Origin of the sequence: Streptomyces sp. NBC_00247 (genome assembly GCF_036188265.1) — a bacterium.
Classification (GTDB): domain Bacteria; phylum Actinomycetota; class Actinomycetes; order Streptomycetales; family Streptomycetaceae; genus Streptomyces.
Genome location: NZ_CP108093.1, coordinates 3,507,292 through 3,528,484, shown reverse-complemented (window position 1 = coordinate 3,528,484; position 21,193 = coordinate 3,507,292). Strand labels below are relative to the sequence as shown.

At 72.3% G+C, this 21,193-nt stretch carries 14 protein-coding genes and 2 tRNA genes; 7 read left to right on the top strand and 9 right to left on the bottom strand.

From position 1 onward, the window contains the following. Positions 1-57: 57 nt before the first annotated feature. The 3 genes from OHT52_RS14990 to OHT52_RS14980 all read right to left on the bottom strand — a co-directional run bounded on the left by OHT52_RS14990 (position 58) and on the right by OHT52_RS14980 (position 5,926). Positions 58-1,710: a long-chain fatty acid--CoA ligase gene (locus OHT52_RS14990; protein WP_328720646.1), complete on the bottom strand. Its 1,653-nt coding sequence runs from the start codon at positions 1,708-1,710 to the stop codon at positions 58-60. A gap of 174 nt (positions 1,711-1,884) precedes the next feature. Further along, positions 1,885-2,442: a SigE family RNA polymerase sigma factor gene (locus tag OHT52_RS14985; protein WP_328720645.1), complete on the bottom strand. Its 558-nt coding sequence runs from the start codon at positions 2,440-2,442 to the stop codon at positions 1,885-1,887. Between the two features lie 328 nt (positions 2,443-2,770). Then, positions 2,771-5,926, bottom strand: a complete 3,156-nt coding sequence (locus OHT52_RS14980) for a glycosyl hydrolase 115 family protein (RefSeq protein ID WP_443046794.1) — start codon at positions 5,924-5,926, stop codon at positions 2,771-2,773. A gap of 554 nt (positions 5,927-6,480) precedes the next feature. Here OHT52_RS14980 and OHT52_RS14975 point away from each other — a divergent pair. Beyond that, the gene (locus OHT52_RS14975; protein ID WP_328720644.1) at positions 6,481-7,416 is read left to right on the top strand and encodes a bifunctional DNA primase/polymerase; all 936 of its coding nucleotides are present in this window, start codon (positions 6,481-6,483) and stop codon (positions 7,414-7,416) included. A 138-nt stretch (positions 7,417-7,554) separates the two neighbouring features. Beyond that, on the top strand, positions 7,555-8,745 hold the full coding sequence (locus tag OHT52_RS14970) for a glycosyltransferase family 39 protein (RefSeq protein WP_328720643.1): 1,191 nt from the start codon (positions 7,555-7,557) through the stop codon (positions 8,743-8,745). Between the two features lie 20 nt (positions 8,746-8,765). Here OHT52_RS14970 and OHT52_RS14965 read toward each other — a convergent pair. The 4 genes from OHT52_RS14965 to OHT52_RS14950 form a co-directional block, all read right to left on the bottom strand. Then, positions 8,766-8,840 (bottom strand) — tRNA-Trp (locus OHT52_RS14965). Between the two features lie 293 nt (positions 8,841-9,133). Continuing rightward, a complete protein-coding gene (locus OHT52_RS14960; RefSeq protein WP_328720642.1) occupies positions 9,134-9,622 on the bottom strand; it encodes an ankyrin repeat domain-containing protein in 489 nt (162 codons plus the stop codon). A 143-nt stretch (positions 9,623-9,765) separates the two neighbouring features. Beyond that, positions 9,766-9,852 (bottom strand) — tRNA-Ser (locus tag OHT52_RS14955). A gap of 54 nt (positions 9,853-9,906) precedes the next feature. After that, a complete protein-coding gene (locus OHT52_RS14950) occupies positions 9,907-11,688 on the bottom strand; it encodes a S1C family serine protease (protein WP_328720641.1) in 1,782 nt (593 codons plus the stop codon). A gap of 196 nt (positions 11,689-11,884) precedes the next feature. On the opposite strand from OHT52_RS14950, the gene OHT52_RS14945 reads away from it, so the two are divergent. The 3 genes from OHT52_RS14945 (at position 11,885) to OHT52_RS14935 (ending at position 14,903) form a co-directional block, all read left to right on the top strand. Continuing rightward, entirely contained in the window at positions 11,885-12,712 is an 828-nt protein-coding gene (locus OHT52_RS14945) for a glycerophosphodiester phosphodiesterase (RefSeq protein WP_328720640.1), read from the top strand. A gap of 65 nt (positions 12,713-12,777) precedes the next feature. Next, positions 12,778-13,485: an ATP-binding protein gene (locus tag OHT52_RS14940; protein ID WP_328720639.1), complete on the top strand. Its 708-nt coding sequence runs from the start codon at positions 12,778-12,780 to the stop codon at positions 13,483-13,485. 449 nt (positions 13,486-13,934) lie between these two features. Further along, a complete protein-coding gene (locus OHT52_RS14935) occupies positions 13,935-14,903 on the top strand; it encodes a DUF5926 family protein (protein WP_328720638.1) in 969 nt (322 codons plus the stop codon). A gap of 904 nt (positions 14,904-15,807) precedes the next feature. Here the strand turns inward: OHT52_RS14935 and OHT52_RS14930 are convergent. Further along, the gene (locus OHT52_RS14930; protein WP_328720637.1) at positions 15,808-16,479 is read right to left on the bottom strand and encodes a bifunctional DNA primase/polymerase; all 672 of its coding nucleotides are present in this window, start codon (positions 16,477-16,479) and stop codon (positions 15,808-15,810) included. 711 nt (positions 16,480-17,190) lie between these two features. Here OHT52_RS14930 and OHT52_RS14925 point away from each other — a divergent pair. Beyond that, positions 17,191-18,675, top strand: a complete 1,485-nt coding sequence (locus tag OHT52_RS14925; RefSeq protein WP_328720636.1) for a PP2C family protein-serine/threonine phosphatase — start codon at positions 17,191-17,193, stop codon at positions 18,673-18,675. A gap of 385 nt (positions 18,676-19,060) precedes the next feature. After that, the gene (locus tag OHT52_RS14920; RefSeq protein ID WP_328720635.1) at positions 19,061-20,536 is read left to right on the top strand and encodes an aminopeptidase P family protein; all 1,476 of its coding nucleotides are present in this window, start codon (positions 19,061-19,063) and stop codon (positions 20,534-20,536) included. 96 nt (positions 20,537-20,632) lie between these two features. Here OHT52_RS14920 and OHT52_RS14915 read toward each other — a convergent pair whose 3' ends face one another. After that, a complete protein-coding gene (locus OHT52_RS14915; RefSeq protein WP_328720634.1) occupies positions 20,633-21,190 on the bottom strand; it encodes an ATP-binding protein in 558 nt (185 codons plus the stop codon). Positions 21,191-21,193: the final 3 nt, after the last annotated feature.

The window sequence follows — 21,193 nt, the reverse complement described above, 5'->3', positions numbered from 1 at the left end:
GACGAAGGGCGGTACGGATCTCCGTACCGCCCTTCGTCGTGCGGGTCCGCGCGACGGTCAGACGACGACGGTGACGTCCAGTTCGCCGTCCGCGTGCCGCTTGCGGATCACCTTCTTGTCGAACTTCCCGACGCTCGTCTTCGGCACGGCCTCGATGACCGTCCAGCGTTCCGGGAGCTGCCACTTGGCGACGCCGGACTCGGCGAGGAAGGTCCTGAGGTTCTCGAATCCGACGACGGCACCCTCCTTGAGGACGACCGTGGCCAACGGACGCTCGCCCCACTTGTCGTCGGGCACGGCGACGACGGCGGCCTCGGCCACGTCCGGGTGAGCCATGATCGCGTTCTCCAGCTCCACGCTGGAGATCCACTCGCCGCCGGACTTGATGACGTCCTTGGCCCGGTCGGTGAGGGTGAGGAAGCCGTCGGGGCTGATGACGCCGACGTCGCCGGTCTTCAGCCAGCCGTCCTGGCTGAACTTGTCCTCGGGGCGCAGGTTTTCGCCGTCCACCCCGCCGTAGTACGCGCCGGCGATCCAGGGACCCCGGACCTCCAGCTCACCGGCCGACTCGTTGTCCCAGGGCAGGTGCTCACCGCCCGGGCCGACCAGCCGTCCTTCGACTCCGGCCGGGAAACGGCCCTGGGTGACGCGGTACGGCCACTCCTCCTCGGCGCTCAGCCCGGCGGGCGGGTTGGCCATGGTGCCGAGCGGCGAGGTCTCCGTCATGCCCCAGGCGTGGCAGAGGCGGACGCCCAGCTTGTCGTACGCCTCCATCAGCGAGGGCGGACAGGCGGCGCCGCCGATCGTGACGCGGGCCATCGAGGTGAGGTCGCGCGGCCTCGCGGTGACCTCCGCGAGCAGGCCCTGCCAGATGGTGGGCACGGCCGCCGCGTGGGTCGGGCGCTCCCTCTCGATCATCTCGGCGAGGGGGACGGGCTGGAGGAAACGGTCCGGCATCAACATGTTCACACCGGACATGAAGGCCGCATGGGGCAAACCCCATGAAAGTACGTGAAATTGCGGAACCACGGCGAGGGTGGTGTCGGCGTCCGTCAGCCCCATCGACTCGGTCGCGTTGACCTGCATCGAGTGCAGATAGATCGAACGGTGCGAGTAGACGACGCCCTTGGGGTCCCCCGTGGTGCCGGAGGTGTAACACATGGCGGCGGCCGAGCGTTCGTCGATCTCGGGCCAGTCAAAGGTGGTCGGGCGCCCGGCGATGAGCTCCTCGTAGTCGTGCACGCGCGGCGCGACCCCGTCGAGCAGGGACCGGTCACCGGGTCCGGCGACGACCACGTGCTCCACGGACGGCATCCGGGGCAGGAGCGGTGCGAAGAGCGGCAGCACCGAGCCGTTGACGATCACCACCTTGTCGTCCGCGTGGTTGACGATCCAGACGAGCTGTTCGGCGGGCAGCCGCAGATTGAGGGTGTGGAGCACGGCACCCATGGCCGGAATCGCCAGGTATGCCTCGACATGGAATGAGTTGTTCCACATGAGAGTCGCCACCCGCTGATCGCCGTCGATGCCCAGCTCGTCGCGGAGGGCGTGGGCGAGGCGGATCGCGCGGGTACCGATCTCCGCGAAACTGGCCCGGTGCGGCTCGGGTTCGCCGGTCCAGGTCGTGACCTGCGACTTCCCGTGGATCGTCATCCCATGGGTCAGGATGCGGGTGACAGTCAGCGGTACGTCCTGCATGGTGCTCAGCACGGCGTCCTCCCGGAGGCGCTACGCGGCAGTAGGGTTCCGCTGATTCTGCGCACATACCGCGCGGTATGTCACTACTTCCGGTCACCCCAATCGGTACGCGCCTCCACCGGGCCGGTGGTCACGGGCGCCCCGGGCCGGTGGTCACGGGCGCCCCGGCGCGGGGTCAGGGCGCGGTCAGGGCGCGGGCACCAGTTCCGGGTCCTCACGGAGCTTGCGGAGCGCCCGGGAGACGGCGCTCTTCACCGTGCCGACGGACACTCCGAGCACCTCGGCGGTCTGGACCTCGCTGAGGTCCTCGTAGTACCGCAGGACGACCATGGCCCGCTGCCGGTCGGGCAGCTTGAGCACGGCCCGCCACATCGCGTCGTGGAGCGACTGGTGTTCGGCCGGATCGGGGGCCGGAGCGCTCTCCGGCTCGGGCAGCTCGTCGCAGGCGTACTCGTCGACCTTGCGCTTGCGCCACTGCGAGGTACGCGTGTTCACCAGGGCGCGGCGGACGTACCCGTCCAGCGCCCCGTGGTCCTCGATCCGATCCCAGGCCACGTAGGTCTTGGCCAGCGCGGTCTGGAGCAGGTCCTCGGCGTCGCTCGGATTCGCGGTGAGCGAGCGCGCGGTGCGCAGCAGGACGGGGCCGCGCGCCCGGACGTACGAGGAGAACGACGGGTAGGGCGGGGTGTGTCCGGCGGCGGCAGCGGGGCGCCTGAGGGCGCCCGTGCAGACTGGCGTGGTCATCTCCCCAACCTAGGAGCGGAGGCCGGGCGGCGGATCGCCCCCAGGTCCCGATGACGCGTCCGCCTCAGGGTGTAGGCGCCGGGAGACGTCCACCTCCTGGGGGTGGAGGGCACGGGGGCCGGGGTCCGGGCCGGGATCAGGGTCGCGGCCGGGATCGCGGCCGGGGTCGCGGCCGGGATTGCGGCCGGGGCTTCGCCGCGCGCGGTGGCCGGAAGGCGCCGGGGACGGGAACGGCCCGCGCGAGGGCACCGGTGTGCCCTCGCGCGGGCCGGCCGCGGATCCGCCGGGGTCCGCGGGTCGTCCCCCCGCAGGTGACGCGGGAGTGCCCTCAGCCGATCCGCAGGCTCTCCGGCGGGCCGAGGTAGACCGGGCGCAGGCCGCCGGTGTCGACCACCAGCTTCTGGACCACCACCGTCGGGTCGATCATCCAGAACTTCAGCACGTGCTCTCCCGGCCGGGTGATGACGTGCTGGGTGGCGGTGCGGTTGACGTTGTCGGAAGTCCCGCGCGCCCACTGCGCGTTCATGGTGCCGTCGTCCCCGCCGGTGACCGCCGTGACGTTCACCGTGCTCGGTGCGTCGTCGTCGAAGGAGACCGCGTACTTCAGGCCGTCGCCCGAGAGCGGGTTGTTCCTCGGGGAGAGGTACGCCCAGACCGTGACCGGTCCCGTGGTGAAGAGGCTCAGCGTGTATTCGAGGCGCGGGCCCCGTCCCGCCGACTGCCGGGCCGCCGTCACCGGGAAGGGCTCCATGCCGCCCGCCGTACGGCCCACGTCGGGCAGCCGGCGCCAGTCGACCGACCCGCTGCCGACCGCGCGGCTGTAGTGCTCGGCCTCCATCGACACGTACCCGCCGGCCTCAACGAACCCCTTGAGGCCCGACTTCGGCGTCCTGGGCCGGTCGACCACGGCGGTCACGACGACGCTCGACCCGCCGGGGCCGCTCACCGTCACCGGCACCCGGGTGACGCCCTGCGGGGCGTGCTTCCAGTCGACCCGCAGCGTGACCCGGGTCTGGGTGGTGACCCGCCCGCGCGGCCGGTCCACCACCAGCCAGGACTCACCCGTGGTGATCCGGTAGTCGAAGGGCGCCCGGCCCCGGTTGAACACGTCGATGTACGGGTCGGGGCCGTTGCCGTACGGGGAGAACACCGGCAGCGTCGCCTCGCCCGCGCCGCCGCCCGGCCACCAGTCCTCGCTGCCCTCGACGGCCACGCCCATCTCGGCCGCCCCGGGCAGCTCGATGCGCTTCAGCGCCGGGTAGATCTCGTCGGTGAGCGCCACGTTGTTCAGCTCGGGCTGCTGCCACGGGGCGTTCGGGCCGTACCGCGCGACGTCTCCGTACCCGATGTGCGGCTGGGTCTGGAAGCCCTCCCATTTGCCTTCCGCCACCTGGGTGTTGAACCTCTTCGAGAAAGCGAAGTCGTCCGCGAGACGGGCCTCGGCCCTCGCGGCCAGCTCGTTGGTCAGGGCCCGGCCCTGCTCCGCGTAGAAGAGGTTGGTGAACTGTGCCTCGCGCAGCTCGTAGACGTTCGCGGTCGCCTCGACCTCGTACCCGACGAGCTCGAACCAGGCGTCCTGCGAGGAGGCGGGCAGGCGCTTGCCGACCTCGCGGGACTTCGCCGCGAGGGCCCGCCAGCGGTCGGTGACCCGCTCCAGTTCGCGGTGGTCCACGAGGCTGAACGGGGTCGCCCGGTCGTCGTAGACGATCGCCGAGGAGTCGGTGGCCGGGTTCTTGGCCGGGTCGAGGGTGATGCGCCGGTTCAGCAGCTCCGGCTTGCGGATCTGCTGGAGGTGCGCGTACTCCGAGAGCACCTGTGCGATCCGCTCGGCCTGCTTCTCGCCGAAGTGGAGGCGCGCGTAGCCGAGTTCCCACTCCGGGAGGTCGTCGACGTCCCAGCGCGCCGGGCTCCAGGCGTACTCCATGAAGAACTGCGTGGCGAGCTCGTTGCCCTTGAGGTCACCGACGTTGGTGACCCACAGACCGCGATTCCCGTACGTGTACGACTGGTTGAGCTGGTCCCACATGTTCGGCAGCGAAGTGGTGTCCACCCACTTGTAGTTGCGGCCGACGCCCACGTAGTCGAAGTGGTAGTAGAGGCCGTACCCACCGGCACGGTCGTCGGTGTCGAGCTGCGGCAGCTTGCGGACATTGCCCCAGTTGTCGTCGGTGAGCACCACCGTCACGTCGTCGGGGACGCGCAGCCCCCGGTCCCAGTAGCGCTGCACCTCCTTGTAGAGGGTCCACACCTGCGGGACGGACGTCTCGTCGCCGGTGATGTCGGCGATGATGGCACGCTGGCTCGCGATGATCTCGCTCATCAGCTCGATCGCGTCACCGTCCGGCAGACTGGTGTCGCCGTTGCCGCGCATGCCGAGGGTGACCACGCCCTCGAAGTCCTGCTCCTTCATGCGGCGGATGCCGTCGGCCCAGTAGGCCTTCAGCGCGTCGGAGTTGCGCCGGAAGGACCACTCGCCGGTACCGCCGTAGGGGTCGTGGCCGGGAGTGGTGATGTTGCCGGCGCTGTCGCGGACGGCTGCCACCGCGTGCCGGTTCCACTCCTCGATGCCGCGCATCATGGGCGCCTCGTGCGAGGTGCCCATGACGATCCCGTACGCCGTCGCGGTGGCGTGGTTCAGCGGGTCGTCCTCGGCGAAGGCACGGCCCCAGACGGCGGGCCAGAGGTAGTTGGCCTTGAGGCGGAGCAGCACCTCGAAGATCCGGGCCCAGAAGTCGGCGTTGAACCCGCCCTCGAAGCCGGGTGCCTTGCCGGGACCGAAGAACTTGGGCGCCCAGGTGCCGAGCGCGGGGTTCTCGTCGTTGATGAAGATGCCGCGGTACTTCACCGCGGGGGTGCCCTGGGTGTGACGGCCGGGGCGGACGTGGATCTGGTCGCGGTGCTCCGGCACCACGTCGTCCCACCAGTACCAGGGGGAGACCCCGATGCCCCGGGAGACGTCGTACGCGCCGAAGATCGTGCCCCGCTGGTCGCTGCCGGCGATCACGAAGGCCCGGTCCACGCCGGGCATCGGCCGCTCGACGATCGTCTGGAGGGACGTCTCCCACGTGCCGGCGATCCCGCGCACGTCGAGCTTGCCCGCGTCCACGAGCGCGTCGATCAGAGGGCTGCGCCCGATGGTGCCGACGATCGCGATCTCCCGCTGCCCGGCACCCGCCTTCCGCACCACGGCCGGACGCACCCCGGTGACCCGCTCGATGTCGGACTGCAGATCACCGACCGCGCGGATGACACCCGCGTGGTCCGCGCCGCTGACGACGAGGGGGACCGCGCGGCCCGACTTCACCAGGGTGAACCCGCCGGGGACCGCGCCGAACGAGATGTACGCCCCGGAGTCGGTCGCCCGGCCCGCCGCACCGAGTGCCCCTCGCGTCCCGCCGGCTCCCTGGGCCCCGAGAGGTGCGGCCAGGGCGGGCGTGGCACCGCCGAGGGACAGGAGCGGGGAGGCCAGGGCACTCAGGCCCAGGCCGAGCGCCAGTACGGACCTGCGGCTGGCGCGGCCCCCCGCGGGCGAGTCCGGGGCGCCAAAGAGACGGGGGTCCCGGGAGTCCTGTACCGAGTCCCGCAGCCGCGGGTCCGAAATCTGCGGGCCCGGAATCTGTGATTCCACGAATGACCTCCGATAAAAGTTTCGAGGAAAGAGTCGCCACCACGGACACGAGGGAGAGTTCGCAGGTCACAGCCCTGAGCAGCACGAAATAGCGGACCCTGCGCCGGTATTCCGCAGCTCACCGATCTCTCCCTTATCGAGCCAAGGCGCTCGAATGCGAGGAATTCCGACATCGAGCCACCCGACAGCTCTGCGCCGGATCGAAACATTTCGAATATGTCCCCGCAATTTTCTGGAAACCTAAAGCCCTCCTTTTCCAGCGGTCAATCCCCCTGCACCAACCGATTGCGACGAGGCGGCGGCGAGGCGGGCGCGAGGGAGCCCTCCCCGACGGCCGGACAGGGTGGGGCGTGCCCAGGGTCACCCCCTGCTCCATTGCCTTCTTCGAACGTGTGTACGAACATGGCTGCATGGCCCCCACCGACCGGCAGATCGCCACCCTGGCCCTGGCCCACGCGCTGAACGCCGCGGAGCGGGGGCTCCCCGTCATCCCGCTCAACTCCGCCCGGCTCCCCGCGCTGCGTTCACCGCACCCCGGCGGCGCGGCGCGCACCGCCTGCACCGGCCACTGCGGGCTGCCCGGACACGGGGTGCGCGACGCGACCACCGACCCGGCGGCCGTCCGCGCGCTCTTCGCGGCGGCCCCGGACGTCGCCGGGTACGGCATCGCCTGCGGGCAGGGGCCGCACCGGCTGATCGGCATCGACCTGGACGCGGACACCCCCGGACCTGCCGCCGACGCCTCCACCGGCCCAGCCGCCGGCACCGGAGCCGAAGCACACGCGGACGGCGCGCTCCGCCAGCTCGCCCTCCAGCACCTCTTCACGATCCCGCCGACCCTCACCGTGCTCACCCCGGCCGGCGGCCGGCACCTCTGGCTGTCCGTGCCTGCGGAGGTCGTCGTGGCCGGCTCGGCGAGCCGCCTCGCCCCCGGCGTCGACGTCCGGGGCACCGGCGGCTACCTCATCGGCCCGGGCTCGCTCACCCCGCACGGCACGTACCGCCTCGCCCCGGGCACCGCGCACCTGCCGCCGGCACCGTGCCCGCGCACCCTGCTGCGGCTGCTCGCGCCGGTCCGCCCGGCACGCCGGACCGGCGGAGCCCGTGCCCCGCGCGGCCCCGAGGACGACGAGGGGCTGGTCCACTTCGTACGCGCCGCCCGCGCCGGAGAGCGCCACACCCGGCTGTTCTGGGCCGCCTGCCGTGCGTACGAACACGGCGTCGGCGACGCCCTCGCCGCCGCACTCACCGAGGCGGCCGTACGCTCCGGCCTCCCCGTCCACGAGGCCCGCGCCACCCTCGCCTCCGCCGCCCGGCTGACGGCGGGCCGCTCCGAGGCCGCCTGAGCACCGGAGCGGCTTCCGCGGGACCCCGAGGCGGCGGCGCGGCCGAGGAGTAGGGTTCTCCCCGGTCTCCGCAGCCCGCAGGACCGGTGTGCGCGAACCCGTCACGCACACCCCGTCCCGGAGAAGATCGGCCCGTCCATGCCCGCCGCAGCGCCCACCCTCCGGGAGCACGGCGGCGACGGCACCGCGGCGGACCCCGCCCGGCACCCGCTCCGCGCCCGCTTCCGCACCGGCCGGGCCGCCCTCCTCGCGGTCGCCCTCTTCCTCTGCGTGCGGGCGCTCTCGCTCGCCGCGCTGGCGGTCCGCGCCGCCGAGACCGGCAAGAGCCCGCGCGTGCTCCTCTCGGAACGCTGGGACTCCCTCTGGTACACCCGGGTGGCCGAACACGGCTACGCCTTCACCCTGAACGCGCCGGACGGCCGCTCCCTGTCGAGCATGGCCTTCTTCCCCCTGCTCCCCTGGCTGGAGCGGGGCACCCGCGCGGTGACGGGCCTGAGCCTGCCCGCCGCCGGACTCCTGGTCACCACCCTCGCCTCGGTCCTCGCGGCCTGGGCCGTGCACCTCGTGGTGCGCCAGTCGTACGGCGACCGGGCCGGCGTCGTCTGCGTGGTGCTGTGGGCGGCCGTACCGGTCGGCATCGTCCAGTCGATGGCGTACAGCGAGGCCCTCTTCACCGCCCTCGCCGCGTGGGGGCTGCTCTGCGTGCTGCGCGAGCGATGGGTGGCCGCAGGCGTCCTGGCGAGCCTCGCGGGGCTGACCCGGCCCGTCGGACTCGCCGTCACGGCCGCCCTGTTCCTCGCGGTCTGGCTCCGCCACCGCCCCGGGGCCGGTACCTCCGCCCCGGCCCGCACACGAGCCGTGCTCGGCTGCCTGGTCGCACCGGTGGGGGCCGCCGCGTACATCCTCTGGGTGGGCTCCCGGCGCGGACACCTGCTGGGCTACCTCGGCGTACAGGACGAGTGGGGCAACGGCTTCGACGGCGGCTGGGCCTTCGCCCGCTTCCTGACCGGCGGCTCCGCCGCACTCGCCGTACTCGCCCTCGCCGCCCTGCTGCTCCTCGCGTACTGGCCCCACCACATCGGCGCCAAGCAGCTCCAACCCCCACCGCTGATCGCCTACTCGGCCCTCGTCACGCTGCTCGCCGTCGGCGCCTCTGGCTACTTCGGTTCCAAACCCCGCCTGCTCCTCCCGGCGTTCCCGCTGCTGATCCCCCTCGCGGTGGTCCTCGCGAGGCGCCGCCCCGCCCTCGTGGCGGCTGTCCTCACCACGCTGACCGCCGGCTCCGCGGTGTACGGCGCGTACTGGCTCACGGGGTCGGGGCCGCCGTAGCCAAAGGGGACTGGGAGAGGCGGGGCCGGCCGGATTCGAACCGGCGTCCTCACGGTTTTGGAGACCGCGCGCGACGACCTCTGCGCTACGGCTCCGCCCGCCCAAAGCCTAGAGCCCGGCGCGCGGCCCGGTAGGGCGAAGCTCAGAAGGCCCTCAAGGCTTTCCCCTTCCGCCTCCACGAGCGCGGGCGGGATGCGACGTTCGTTCTCCCATGCCGTACGGCACACGGCCGCCCGGCGGACGACTGCCCACCGGCAGCGGAGGAGACCGACATGCTGGCAACGCTGCGCCCCGGCGAAGTGATCGTCATCGCCCTGACCTTCCTCGTTCTCGCGGGCCTCGGAGCGGTCACCCTCCGGCGGCTCGGGGGCCGCAGGAGGTAGCCGCCTCAGGGTCCCGACGGGTGCGGGGAGGAACCACCGCCGCCGTGCTTCCGGCGTCCGCACGCCCCGTGCCCCGTGTCACCGGCAGGAGCGCCGGACGGACGTACGGGCGGATGAGCCCCACGACGGTGGACCAGGCATTCGAGACGCGTACCCCGTAGTCCCATGTGCGCTTCGAGGAGCCTCACCGCCATGTCGTGGCCCGTCTGGAAGGCCAGATGGTACGGGGTCAGACCGCCTCGGGAGGGCTTCCCCGGGTCCGCGCCGTAGGCCGGCAGTACAGCCGTGCAGGCGGCGTCCAGAGGCTCACCGGTCTGGCGCGCCCCGTCCGACTCGCCGTCGATTGCCCGGAGCAGCGGGGTCCAGCCGTTGTGCCCGTCGTACTGATCCGGGTCGTGGCCGGCGTGCAGGAGCCGGGTCAGCTCCGCCAAGTCGTCCTGCTCCACCGCGAGGTGGACGGGCGCCATCTCGTACGGGTCCGCGTCGTCGGTCACCGCACGATCCAAACAGGCCGGGTCCGTGCCGTCGCGTGCGCCCCAAAAGGACCGGACGAGCGCGGGGACAGCGGTCACCGGCGCACACCGGCCATGTCGAAGGCCCCCGACCGGTGCTGCTGGTCAGGGGCCTTCGATCTGTGCGGTGGGTGTGGGATTTGAACCCACGGTGACATCGCTGCCACGACGGTTTTCAAGACCGTTCCCTTAGGCCGCTCGGGCAACCCACCCCGCTCCCCGGTGCGACGGGGTCGCCGCCGGGGAACGGCCTACAGCCTAGCCGGTCAGCTGTCGCCCTTGCGCTCGCCCAGGGTGAGTTCGACGGTGGACTCCTTGCCGTCGCGCTCGTACGTCAGGGTGACCCGGTCGCCCGGCTTGTGGGTCCAGATCTCGCCGATGAGGGTCGGGCCGCTGTCGACCGGGGTGTCGTTGAACTTGGTGATGACGTCGCCCGCCTTCAGCCCCGCCTTGGCGGCCGGCCCGTCCGCGGCCACGGCCGAGGTGCCGGAGGAGCCCTGGTCGGAGATGACCGCGCCGTCGCCGTTCTCCGACATGGTGACCGTCGCGCCGATGACCGGGTAGACGGGCTGGCCGGTCTTGATGAGCTGCTCGGCGACGTTCTTCGCCTGGTTGATCGGGATGGCGAAGCCGAGGCCGATGGAACCGGCCTGCGTCTGGGCGCTGCTGCCGGTCGACTGGATGGCGGAGTTGATGCCGATGACCGCGCCGGTGGCGTCGAGCAGCGGGCCACCGGAGTTGCCCGGGTTGATCGAGGCGTCCGTCTGCAGGGCGCTCATGTAGGAGCTGCTGCTGGAGGAGGAGCCGTCGCTGGAGGCGACCGGGCGGTTCTTCGCGCTGATGATGCCCGTGGTGACCGTGTTGGAGAGGCCGAAGGGGGCGCCGATCGCGATGGTCGAGTCGCCGACCGCGACGTTGTCGGAGTTGCCGAGCGCCAGCGGGTTCAGCCCGGACGGCGCGTTCTTCAGCTTGATGACGGCGACGTCGTAGCCCTCGGCACGGCCGACCACCTCGGCTTCGTACTTCTTGCCGTCGGAGAAGGTCGCGGTCAGCTTGCCGCTCTCCGCCGCGGAGGCCACCACGTGGTTGTTGGTGAGGATGTGGCCTTCCTTGTCGTACACGAAACCGGTGCCCGTGCCGCCCTCGCCGTCGCCGTTCTCGGCGTCGATGGTGACCACGCTGGGAAGCGACTTGGCGGCCACTCCCGCCACGGTGCCGTCGGCGCGCTTGAGGGCCTTGGGGCTGTCGGAGGCACTGATCGTCGTGGAACCGCCGGAGCCGCCGTCGTTGCTGTCGGCGGCCCAGAAGCCCAGCGCGCCACCGATGCCCCCGGCGACGAGTGCCGTCGCGGCGACCAGGGCGACGAATCCGCCCGCCCGGCGCTTGCCCGGGCCCTTGGGGGTCTGCTCCGCGGAGGCACCCCAGACGGCGCCGCCGTTGCCGTCGCCGGCGCCGTCGCCACCCGCGGCGTACGCCGGGACGGCCGGCGGGGCCGGGGGCGGCCACGAACCGGCGGGCGCGGCGGTGTGCGGCGCCGGGTACTCCGGAGCGGCCTGCGGGGCCGGGTAGCCGGGCGCGGGCGTGTGCGGGGCCGGGTACCCCGGGGCGTGCGGCGGGAGGGGCTGTGTCGCGTCGGCCGCCGGAGCGTGCGCGGGCGGCTGCGGCTGCTCCTGCGCCGGTGCCTGCGCGGGCTCGACGACCGGCCGCACCTCCGTCGGCTGCTCCGAAGCCGGGGCGCCCGGGGCCGGGGCGGCCGGTGCGGGAGTGGTGCCGTACGGTCCGGCGGGCTCGGCCGACGGGGAGGTGTCGTCGGCCCGGCCGTCCACGTACGGCGGTTCATGGGGCGGCTCGGCGTGCACGGCGGGCCCGGTGGAGCCCTGCGCGACCGGGGCCGTGTCTTCCTGATGCGCCGTCGCCGGAGCCTCGGGCGTCGGGGACGTATCCCGGCGGGGGTCCTCAGGAGCGGCGGCCGGCACGGGAGGTACTGACGGAGCGGGCGGTACGGCGGGGACCGCGGCGCCCTCGTGGCCCTCGTTCTCGGTGCTCACAGCTCTTTACTCCTCGGTCCACTCGGCATTCGGCAAGAGATCCGCTCTGCAGTGTCTGGCCCAAGCTTTGCCCAGAACACGTCAGGCCACTGTAAGCAGGACCTGTGCATCCGCACACCAATCTTTACATCAGACAAAACGGCACTCCCGGCACCAGGAACCCGCGGCCGTCGCGTCGCGGTGACACCATGACGCGGTGACCCACGCACAACAGCCCTCCAGCCCGGCCGCCATCCAGGTCGTGGCCCACCGCGGAGCCTCCGACGACGCCCCCGAGCACACCCTGGCCGCGTACCGGAAAGCCATCGAGGACGGCGCCGACGCGCTGGAGTGCGATGTGCGGCTCACCGCCGACGGACAGCTCGTCTGTGTGCACGACCGCCGGGTCAACCGCACCTCCAACGGACGGGGCGCGGTCTCCGCGCTCGAACTCTCGGAGCTCGCCGTGCTCGACTTCGGCTCGTGGAAGGACCGCGAGGAATCCCCCGACTGGGACCCGGTGCCCGGCGAGCTCACCTCCGTACTCACCCTGGAACGCCTGCTGGAACTGGTCACCGAGGTACGGGCGACGGGCCGGCCGCTCCAGCTCGCCATCGAGACCAAGCACCCGACCCGGTGGGCCGGGCAGGTCGAGGAGCGGCTGCTGCGCCTGCTCAACGAGTTCGGCCTCGACGCCCCGCCGGCCGAAGGCCCCTCGCCCGTACGCGTCATGAGCTTCTCCGCCCGGTCCCTGCACCGGGTCCGCACGGCTGCCCCCGCCCTGCCCACCGTCTACCTGATGCAGTTCCTCACGCCCCGGCTGCGGGACGGGCGGCTGCCCGCCGGCGCGCGGATCGCCGGGCCGGGCATCCGGATCGTACGCAACCATCCCGACTACATCCGCCGACTGCGGCGGGCCGGGCACCAGGTGCACGTCTGGACCGTGAACGAGCCGGAGGACGTGGCGCTCTGCGCCGAGCTGGGGATCGAGGCCATCATCACCAATCGCCCGAAACGGGTCCTTTCCCAACTCGGACGCCCGTAACCACCGCCTCCGGACCCGTCACGGGGAGTGCACCGGCGCATTCCTTACGTGTCGACCCGTTACGAGTGCGTCACCAGAGATGCTTTGACCGGTTTCCGGCGCAGCTCAGAGGGGCATCCCCTTCGTGGCGTGGGGCAAAGGAGGTCTCGGGGGTGACGTTGGTGGTGGCACAAGAAGTGCCCACGTCGTCGAGCATGGCCGTTCCTCACGGTCCTGCGGGCGTGAGGCAGGCGCGGCACCGTATGCGCGCACAACTACGGGACAACGGGGTCTCCGACACGGTCGTCGACGACGCGGTCCTGATCCTGTCCGAACTCCTCAGCAACGCCTGCCGGCACGGCAGACCGCTGGGGCAGCACGTGGACGTCGGTGACGGCGACGTCCGCGCCGCTTGGCGCGTGGACCGCCGGGGCGGCCTGACCGTGGAGGTCACGGACGGAGGCGGGCCCACTAGGCCCATCCCCTCCACCCCCTCGGTGACGGCTCGGGGCGGTCGCGGGCTGAACATCATCAGTGCCCTCTCCGAGAAGTGGGGCGTCAGGGACGACGCCCCGGGCGAGGTCACGGTCTGGGCGCTGGTGGCGGCGGAGGAGCGGTTCGACGGACTGGAGGGGCTCGACGGCTTCGACGGTCTCGCCCGGCTGAACTCCGGGGACGGGCACCCGGGTCTCGAAGGGCTGCCCGGTTTCGGTGGGCTGCCGGGATTCGACGGGCTCACCGGCTTCGAGGGGTTCGACCTCGACGGGCTGTCCGCCCTGGACGACGCGAGCTGAGCACCGGGCGAGCGCCACCGCGGCGCCGCGCACGCACACGAACACGACACAGCCGTACGGACAGACGTACGGCGGGCGTACGAGCCGTACGCCCGAGCCGGGCAGAACCCCCGGCGACCGAGCCGGACGACGGAGCCCGGCACCGAACCCACGTACCGGAAACACGCACCGGAACGGGCGCCGACGGCGCCCCCGAAGGCATGGGCGGCGGTCGGGCCCGGGGCGCGGGAGGCACTAGGCTCGCGCCTCAGAGCCTGTCGGGTGACCTCTGATCGGGCGGCCACGCCCTGGCACGAACGCTTCCCGCGTTGCCGGGATGCCCTGGTAGCCCCGCTACGAGGCCATCCCGACACCTTGGAACCGCACGCACCGGACCGCGCCCACCACCCGATCGAAGGCCACCCGGCAGACTCTCCGACCGCACCGTCGCAACCGGGAGAATGCCGACCATGGCCAAGAAGCGCCCTCAGACGACCAAGGCCGCGAAGCCGCAGGTGAACGACGGGGAGATCCCCGTCGTCGGGGCCCGTGAGCCCTGCCCCTGTGGTTCGGGACGCCGGTACAAGGCGTGTCACGGACGCACCGCCGCGCACGCGGTCACCGAGCTGGTCCAGCGCCCGTTCGAAGGGCTGCCCGGGGAGTGCGACTGGGTCGCGCTGCGCGAGCTGGTGCCCGCCGCGACCGTCCCGCTGACGCTGAAGGACGGGCTGCCCGACGGCGTCCCGTCCGTCACGCTCGCGACCGTGCTGCCGATGGCCTGGCCGGCGCTCCGCCGCGACGACGGTTCCATCCTGCTCGCCCTGCAGAACGACACCTCCTCCGGGGATCTCAGCCGCGGTCTGGCCGACGCCCTCCAGCAGGCGCTGGAGGCCGCGCCCGGCACCCCGGTCGCCGCCCGCCGGGTCGGCGCCGACGGCCCGCGCCTGCAGGACCTGCTCGCCGCGGACGCCCCGTTCGAGCCCGTCGTCCACTCGGGCTTCGAGTTCTGGGTGCCGGACGCGGAGAACGCCACGGCCGAGGTGACCGCCTCACTGGAGCGCGCCAACGACGCCGCCATCCCGACCTCCCTGCTCTCCTCCGTGGACGCCGCGTACTGGTGCGAGACCCCGGAGAAGAACCACCTGCGCTGGGTCATGCCGCACCCCGAGGAGAAGCTCCTCGACGCGCTCGCCCGGCTGCACGCGGCCGGCGAGACCTCGCTCGGCGAGGGGACGCGGCTGGTCGGTTCGTTCCGCGCGCACGGTCTCGTCGTCCCGGTGTGGGACCTGCCGAGCGCCATGACCGCCGAGGAGTGCGAGAAGCCCGCGGCCGAGTTCGCCGAGCGGCTCGCCGGGGCACTGGCCTCCGATGCGCCGTTGACCGCCGAAGAGCGCCGGGCACGCGGCGGGCTCACCAACCGCCAAGTGACGCTCAGCTGACAGTGACGAACCCCGGGCCCGATCGGTGACTCGCGTCACAACGAACCGTGCCGACGAGTAAATCCCGGCCCGAATAGGCGAGATCGAATTTGCGAACGGCAGATCTCTTGTTACGGTTCTGAAAGCCCGGTCGCTGGTGCATCCCCCGTCGCCAGCGACCGGGCGTCTCAATTTCCGGGGACGGCCCGGCCCGCGGCGAAGCCGTGAGCGGCCCGCCGCCCCGCGCACGACGGGCCTTCGCCCTCGCGCCTCCCGTACGACGGTCTTCGCCTCGCACATCCCCCGCGACGCCGACCGGTGCGCCCCGGGCACCCGCACCTCGAACGCCACGCGCCGTCACGCCGTCGCACAGTCACGCAGTCGCGCCGTCACGCAGACGCGCCGACACCGTCGTCACGCCGGACGAGCCTCAACCCGCCCCGCCCAAAGGGCCCTTGCCGGACCTTCTGAACCCGGTCTCAGCCCCGACGGGCAAGTTGTGCGCCTCCTGTGCGTCCTCCGGGAGCCCGCCACGTCGCGACGCGCGCCCGAGCAACGCACCCAAGGAGTGGGCGCGGACGGAAGTCCGGTGTCGCATTCCCTATTCGACAGATGTTCAGGAACATTGGAGCAAGGTATTCCAGAAAGGTGATCAGGTTCGAAAAACGGTCAAGAATTCGCATGCCCGCTCCTTCCTTCCCGACCCGGAATCTCCCGCCCCGAAGCCCTGCCGGAATGCGTTGAGTGATGCTCCGGGGTGCGTTTCAAAAGCAGCGCCGCCTGCCCCGCCCGCACGCCGGGCTCCGGAGAACGGGACCGTCGGTCTCCGGGCACGGACCGGTCGGCTCTCTCCCGTCGAGGAAAGTCTCGAAACCGCCGGATCTCCCCGGATTCCGACCGCGGTACGGAACCTGGCGCCCGGCCCTCAGTAGGCGAGCCGGCTCCCGCCGCCCGGCGCACTCGTACTCGCCGCCACCAGCGCGTCCAGGACCGTCCCGACGTCCGGCAGCCACGGCGTGGCGCTCCGCGCCGGCGCCGCGGGCGGCCGTTCCCAGCGGACCTGACCGTCGCCCTTCCCGGCGGGCGGCACCGTCAGGTAGCCGCCCTCCCCGTGGAAGCGCAGCGAACTGGGCACCCACTCCTGGGCGTGCAACAGCTCGCCCAGGCGCTCCAGGGTGTACGGGCGTACCAGCAGGGCCCACCGGGTCGGCGTCGCGATCACCGGCCCGAGCCGCAAGCCCCGGGCGTCCAGCACCGCCAGCGCCTGCGCACCGCTCACCGCCGGCAGGCTCACGGCACACGGCGCGCGGCCCCCGGTGGCCAGCAGCACCGGGGCGGTGGGACGCCCGGTCCACCACCACCGCACCATGCGCTCGTCCGTGGTGGCCGCGAGCAGCCCGGGATCGAAGGGGTGTGCGCCGGGTACCACGCACTCGGGGTCGGGGCAGGCGCAGCCGCTCCGGCCGGTGGACAGTCCCACACCGGGCAGGACGGGCCACTGCCGGCCGATGGCGCAGGCCAGCGCCGCGTCGAGTCGAGCGGTGCCGCCTCCACGCCGGAACCGGTTCCCGCGTCGCCTTCCGGGGATCTCGCGCATGAGCGCTCGTTCCTTTCCGTTGAACGCCGAGGTCCACGCCGCCGCCCGCGCCTCGCACTGCTTCGCGGCGGCGACTCTGACTGTGCGTAGATCACTGGGTGGATCACTGCGTTGATCACCGTGCGTCGATCACCGTGCGCGGTTCATTCGGCTCGTGCGTCGCTCTGCGTGGATCACCGTGCGTGGATCACCGCGGGTACCCGACCGCGCGGGTGTGACCGTGCGTTCCTCACCGTGCGTTCGTGACCGCGCGTGCGTGCTCCTCGGGCCCCCGCACGAACGTGTGGCGGGTGCCGGACGGAGCCGGGCCGAGCGTGATGGAGCGGAGACGGATCGAACCGGACCGAGCCTGAGTCGAACGGCCTTGCGGAGTCGAACTGCCGAGAGCCGGACCACCTCGTGCGGTCCGGACGCGGCGGGACGGGGAGAGCCATGTCGCGGACGTGCCGCCCGGAGTGAGGTCCCACCACCCCGAGCGGTGGTGTCAGGGACGAGGACGCCCGCTCCCGCCGCCGGGTTCCGGGGTGACCCCAACTGCCCCGCGCTCCAACGATTACGTACCCCGCACGACCGGAATGACGCTCCACCCGGCACAACGCCCCGGAGGGCACTGCCCGAAGAACTCGTCCAGTCGACAGCAAATACCTGCCACCTGCCGCATTTTTCGGCCAAGTTAAGTATCCCGTGGACACCAGGAGTCTCGCAAGGACAATGCTGGACATCGCCTTACTTGTACGTGTACATGTGGATGCCTTGATAGTGGCGCAGAATGACAGGGGGGTTTGCGATGCTATTCGACGGAACTCGCCGGTCGGAAAGCCGGAGGCCATGAGCGCCCGACACCTGCCAAAAATGGCTGGAATCAATCCCACCGTTCCGGTTTCAGCGCACACTCCGGAGCCGCTGGCCACGGTGCCCTCCGCGCCGGGATCCTTCCTCCAGGACCGCCTGGCCGGATGGGTCTCCGACCTCACCACCCTCCACGAACTCACCGAGCGCCTGGCCGGGACCCGCACCCTCGACAGCGCGCTCCCGGAGTTGCTGAGCGCCGGCGCGGCCCTCGTCGGCGCCCCCCGCGGCCTCGTGATCCTCGAGCCCGACGACGCCCGGAGCCCGCGCACCACCGTCGGCCTCGGCCTCGGCCACGCCGACCTCGGCATCATCGAGACCGTCCCGCGAGCCGCCACCCCGCACGGCCGGATCCTCGACGCTCCGGCCGCGGCCACCGCCCCGGTGAGCAACCCGGACCTGCTCGCCGAGGCCGGCCTCGACCCCCGTCATCGCGAAGTCGCCGACCGGCTCGGATACGCCGCCAGCTACGCCCTGCCCCTCGTTTCCCGGTCAGGTGCCAGGCTCGGCGCGACCGTCTGGTTCTACGACGAACCGGCCGAACCCCTGGAGCGGCAACAGCACCTCGTCGGTCTGTACGGGCGGTACGCGGCCGAGCACCTGGCCCGCCTCCTCGAACTCGAACGCGCCCGGTCCGACCTGGCGGTCGTCGCCGAGGAGCTGCTGCCGAGCCGGTTGCCGCGCATCCCCGGCGTGCGGCTGGCCGCCCGGCACCGTCCCGCCCCGGACGGCGGCGGCGACTGGTACGACGCCCTGCCCCTCCCGGACGGCGCGCTCGGCCTCTCCGTGGGAGCGTCCGGCGGCTCCGGCCCCGGGGCGACGGCCGCGATGGGGCGCCTCCGCTCCGGGCTGCGCGCGTACGCCGTCATGGAGGGCGAGGACCCGGTGGCCGTCCTCTCGGACCTGGAACTGCTGCTCCGGCTCACCGAACCGGCGCGCACCGCGACCGCTCTCTTCGCCTACTGCGAACCGGCGCTGCGCCGGATCGTGCTGGCCGGCGCCGGTCACGCCCCGCCGCTCGTGGTCGGCGAGCGGCGCACCGAGTTCGTCGAGACCACCGTCTCCGCGCCGCTCAACATGCTGGCGTGCTGGGAGGCGCCGAGCGTGGAGTTCAGCCCCGAATCGGGTGAAACCGTTCTTCTCTACACCGACGGGCTGCTGCGCCGCACCGGCGATTCGACGGACCGGGCGTTCGCACGGCTGCACGCCGCCGCCGCCGGGGTGCCGCGGACCGCCCGCCGCGACCCGGGGACGGTGGCCGACCACGTACTGCGCACCCTGCTGACCAGGAACACCCCGGCCGACCACACCGACGACGTGGTCCTCCTCGCCGTGCGTTTCGACTGACCGGCTCCGCCGCCCTGCCCGCCCGGCCGACCCGCCCGGCCGACCCGCCCGCCCTGCCCGCCCGGCCGACCCGCCCGCCCTGCCCGCCCGGCCGACCCGGCCGACCCGCCCGGCGGCCCGGCGGCCCGGCTCCCCGGACGCGCTTTCTGGGAGCCTTCCCGAAGACGCCTCCCGGAACGGCTCCCGATGCCGCTTTCCGGAGTCTCACCATCCGCTTCTGGTGTCCGCGCAGATCAGCCGCACTCTCCGCAGATCGGCCGAGGTCTCCCGGCACCGCCACCGCTCTGATCCGCGTCCCTGCGGTAAGAGGCCCTCGGCCCCTGGGCCCCCTTCCGTACGCCCGTACGATGGTGGGGCCCAGTGTCGTAGCAAGGAGAGCCACATCGTGTCCGACGAGCGCACCCCGGAGACCCCGGAAATCGAAGCGACCGAAGAGACCGAGCCGGTCAAGGCCCGGAAGAACGGCCTGTACCCGGCCGTCTCCGACGAGCTCGCCACGAACATGAAGTCGGGCTGGGCCGACACCGAGCTGCACGGTCTCGCGCCGCTGCCGCAGGCCGCGCACACCGCCGCCCGCCGCGCCGCGCTCTCCGCGCGTTTCCCCGGCGAGCGCCTCGTCGTCCCCGCGGGCCACCTGAAGACCCGCGCCAACGACACGGAGTACGCGTTCCGCGCCTCCTCCGAGTACGCCTACCTCACCGGCGACCAGACGCACGACGGCGTCCTCGTCCTGGAGCCGAAGACCGACGGCGGCCACGACGCGACCGTCTACCTGCTTCCGCGCTCCGACCGCGAGAACGGTGAGTTCTGGCTCGACGGCCAGGGCGAGCTGTGGGTCGGCCGCCGCCACTCCCTCACCGAGGCCGAGCAGGTGCTGGGCATCCCGGCGAAGGACGTCCGCGAGCTCACCGCCGCGCTGAAGGAGGCCACCGGACCGGTCCGCGCCGTCCGGGGCTACGACGCCGGCATCGAGGCGGCCCTGACCGACAAGGTCACCGCCGAGCGCGACGAGGAACTGCGGGTGTACCTCTCCGAGGCGCGCCTGGTGAAGGACGCCTTCGAGATCGCCGAGCTCCAGAAGGCGTGCGACATCACCGCGCGCGGCTTCGAGGACGTCGTGAAGGTGCTCGACAAGGCCGAGGCGACGAGCGAGCGCTACATCGAGGGCACGTTCTTCCTGCGCGCCCGCGTCGAGGGCAACGACATCGGCTACGGCTCGATCTGCGCCGCCGGCCCGCACGCCACCACGCTGCACTGGGTCCGCAACGACGGCGCCGTCCGCGCCGGCGAGCTGCTGCTGCTCGACGCCGGCGTGGAGACGAACGACCTCTACACCGCCGACGTGACGCGGACCCTGCCGATCAACGGCACCTTCTCGCCGCTCCAGCGCAAGATCTACGACGCGGTGTACGCGGCGCAGGAGGCGGGCATCGCCGCCGTGAAGCCCGGCGCCGACTTCCGCGACTTCCACGACGCCGCGCAGCGCGTGCTCGCCGAGCACCTCGTCGCGTGGGGCCTGCTCGGCGACCTCACCGTCGAGAAGGTCCTGGAGCTGGGCCTCCAGCGCCGCTGGACCCTGCACGGCACCGGCCACATGCTCGGCATGGACGTCCACGACTGCGCCGCCGCGCGCACCGAGACGTACGTCAACGGCACGCTGGAGCCGGGCATGTGCCTGACGGTGGAGCCCGGTCTGTACTTCCAGGCCGACGACCTGACGGTGCCGCAGGAGTACCGCGGCATCGGTGTCCGGATCGAGGACGACATCCTCGTCACGGAGGACGGCAACCGGAACCTCTCCGACAAGCTGCCGCGCGACTCCGCCGAGATCGAGACCTGGATGGCCGGTCTCAAGGGCTGACACGCACCGCACGAGGAGCCGCGCGGTTCTCCGCACGGAGATCCGCACCAGGAGCCGCACGGGAGACCGCGCGGAGCCGGCGCCGGGGCGCGCCGCTCAGGACACCATGAGCAGCGCGCCCTCGCGCCATTTCAGGGTTTTGTCGAAGCTCACCACGGTCCCGCGTCCCGGCCGGTTGCCGATGTGGACGTGGTCGGCGAGCTGTTCGATGAGTCCGAGGCCACGGCCGCTCTCGGCCATGTCCCCCGGGTCGGCGGCGCAGTCCGGCTTGGTCACCGGCGCGTCGCGGGTATCGGAAGGGTGTGCCGCGGGGCGAAGGGTTCGCCGGGCGGGAAAGCCCGGTCCGGAGTCCGCGACCTCGATACGGCATGTCTCACCGTCCAGGTACGCGGTGACCCGGTACTGACCTGAGGCGCCCGCGTGCCGGTCGCCCCCGGCACGGCCGTGGGCGGCGCCCCCGAGGTCCCCCAGGTCGGCGGCACGGTCCCCGCCGTGTTCCACGGCGTTGGCACAGGCCTCGGTGAGCGCCACCGACAAGTCGTACGAGATGTCCGGATCCACTCCCGCCGTCTCCATGCTGCCGAGGAGAAATCGACGGGCGAGCGGAACGCTCGCGGCTTCGCGCCGCAAATGGAGTGACCACCACATGCTCATGCT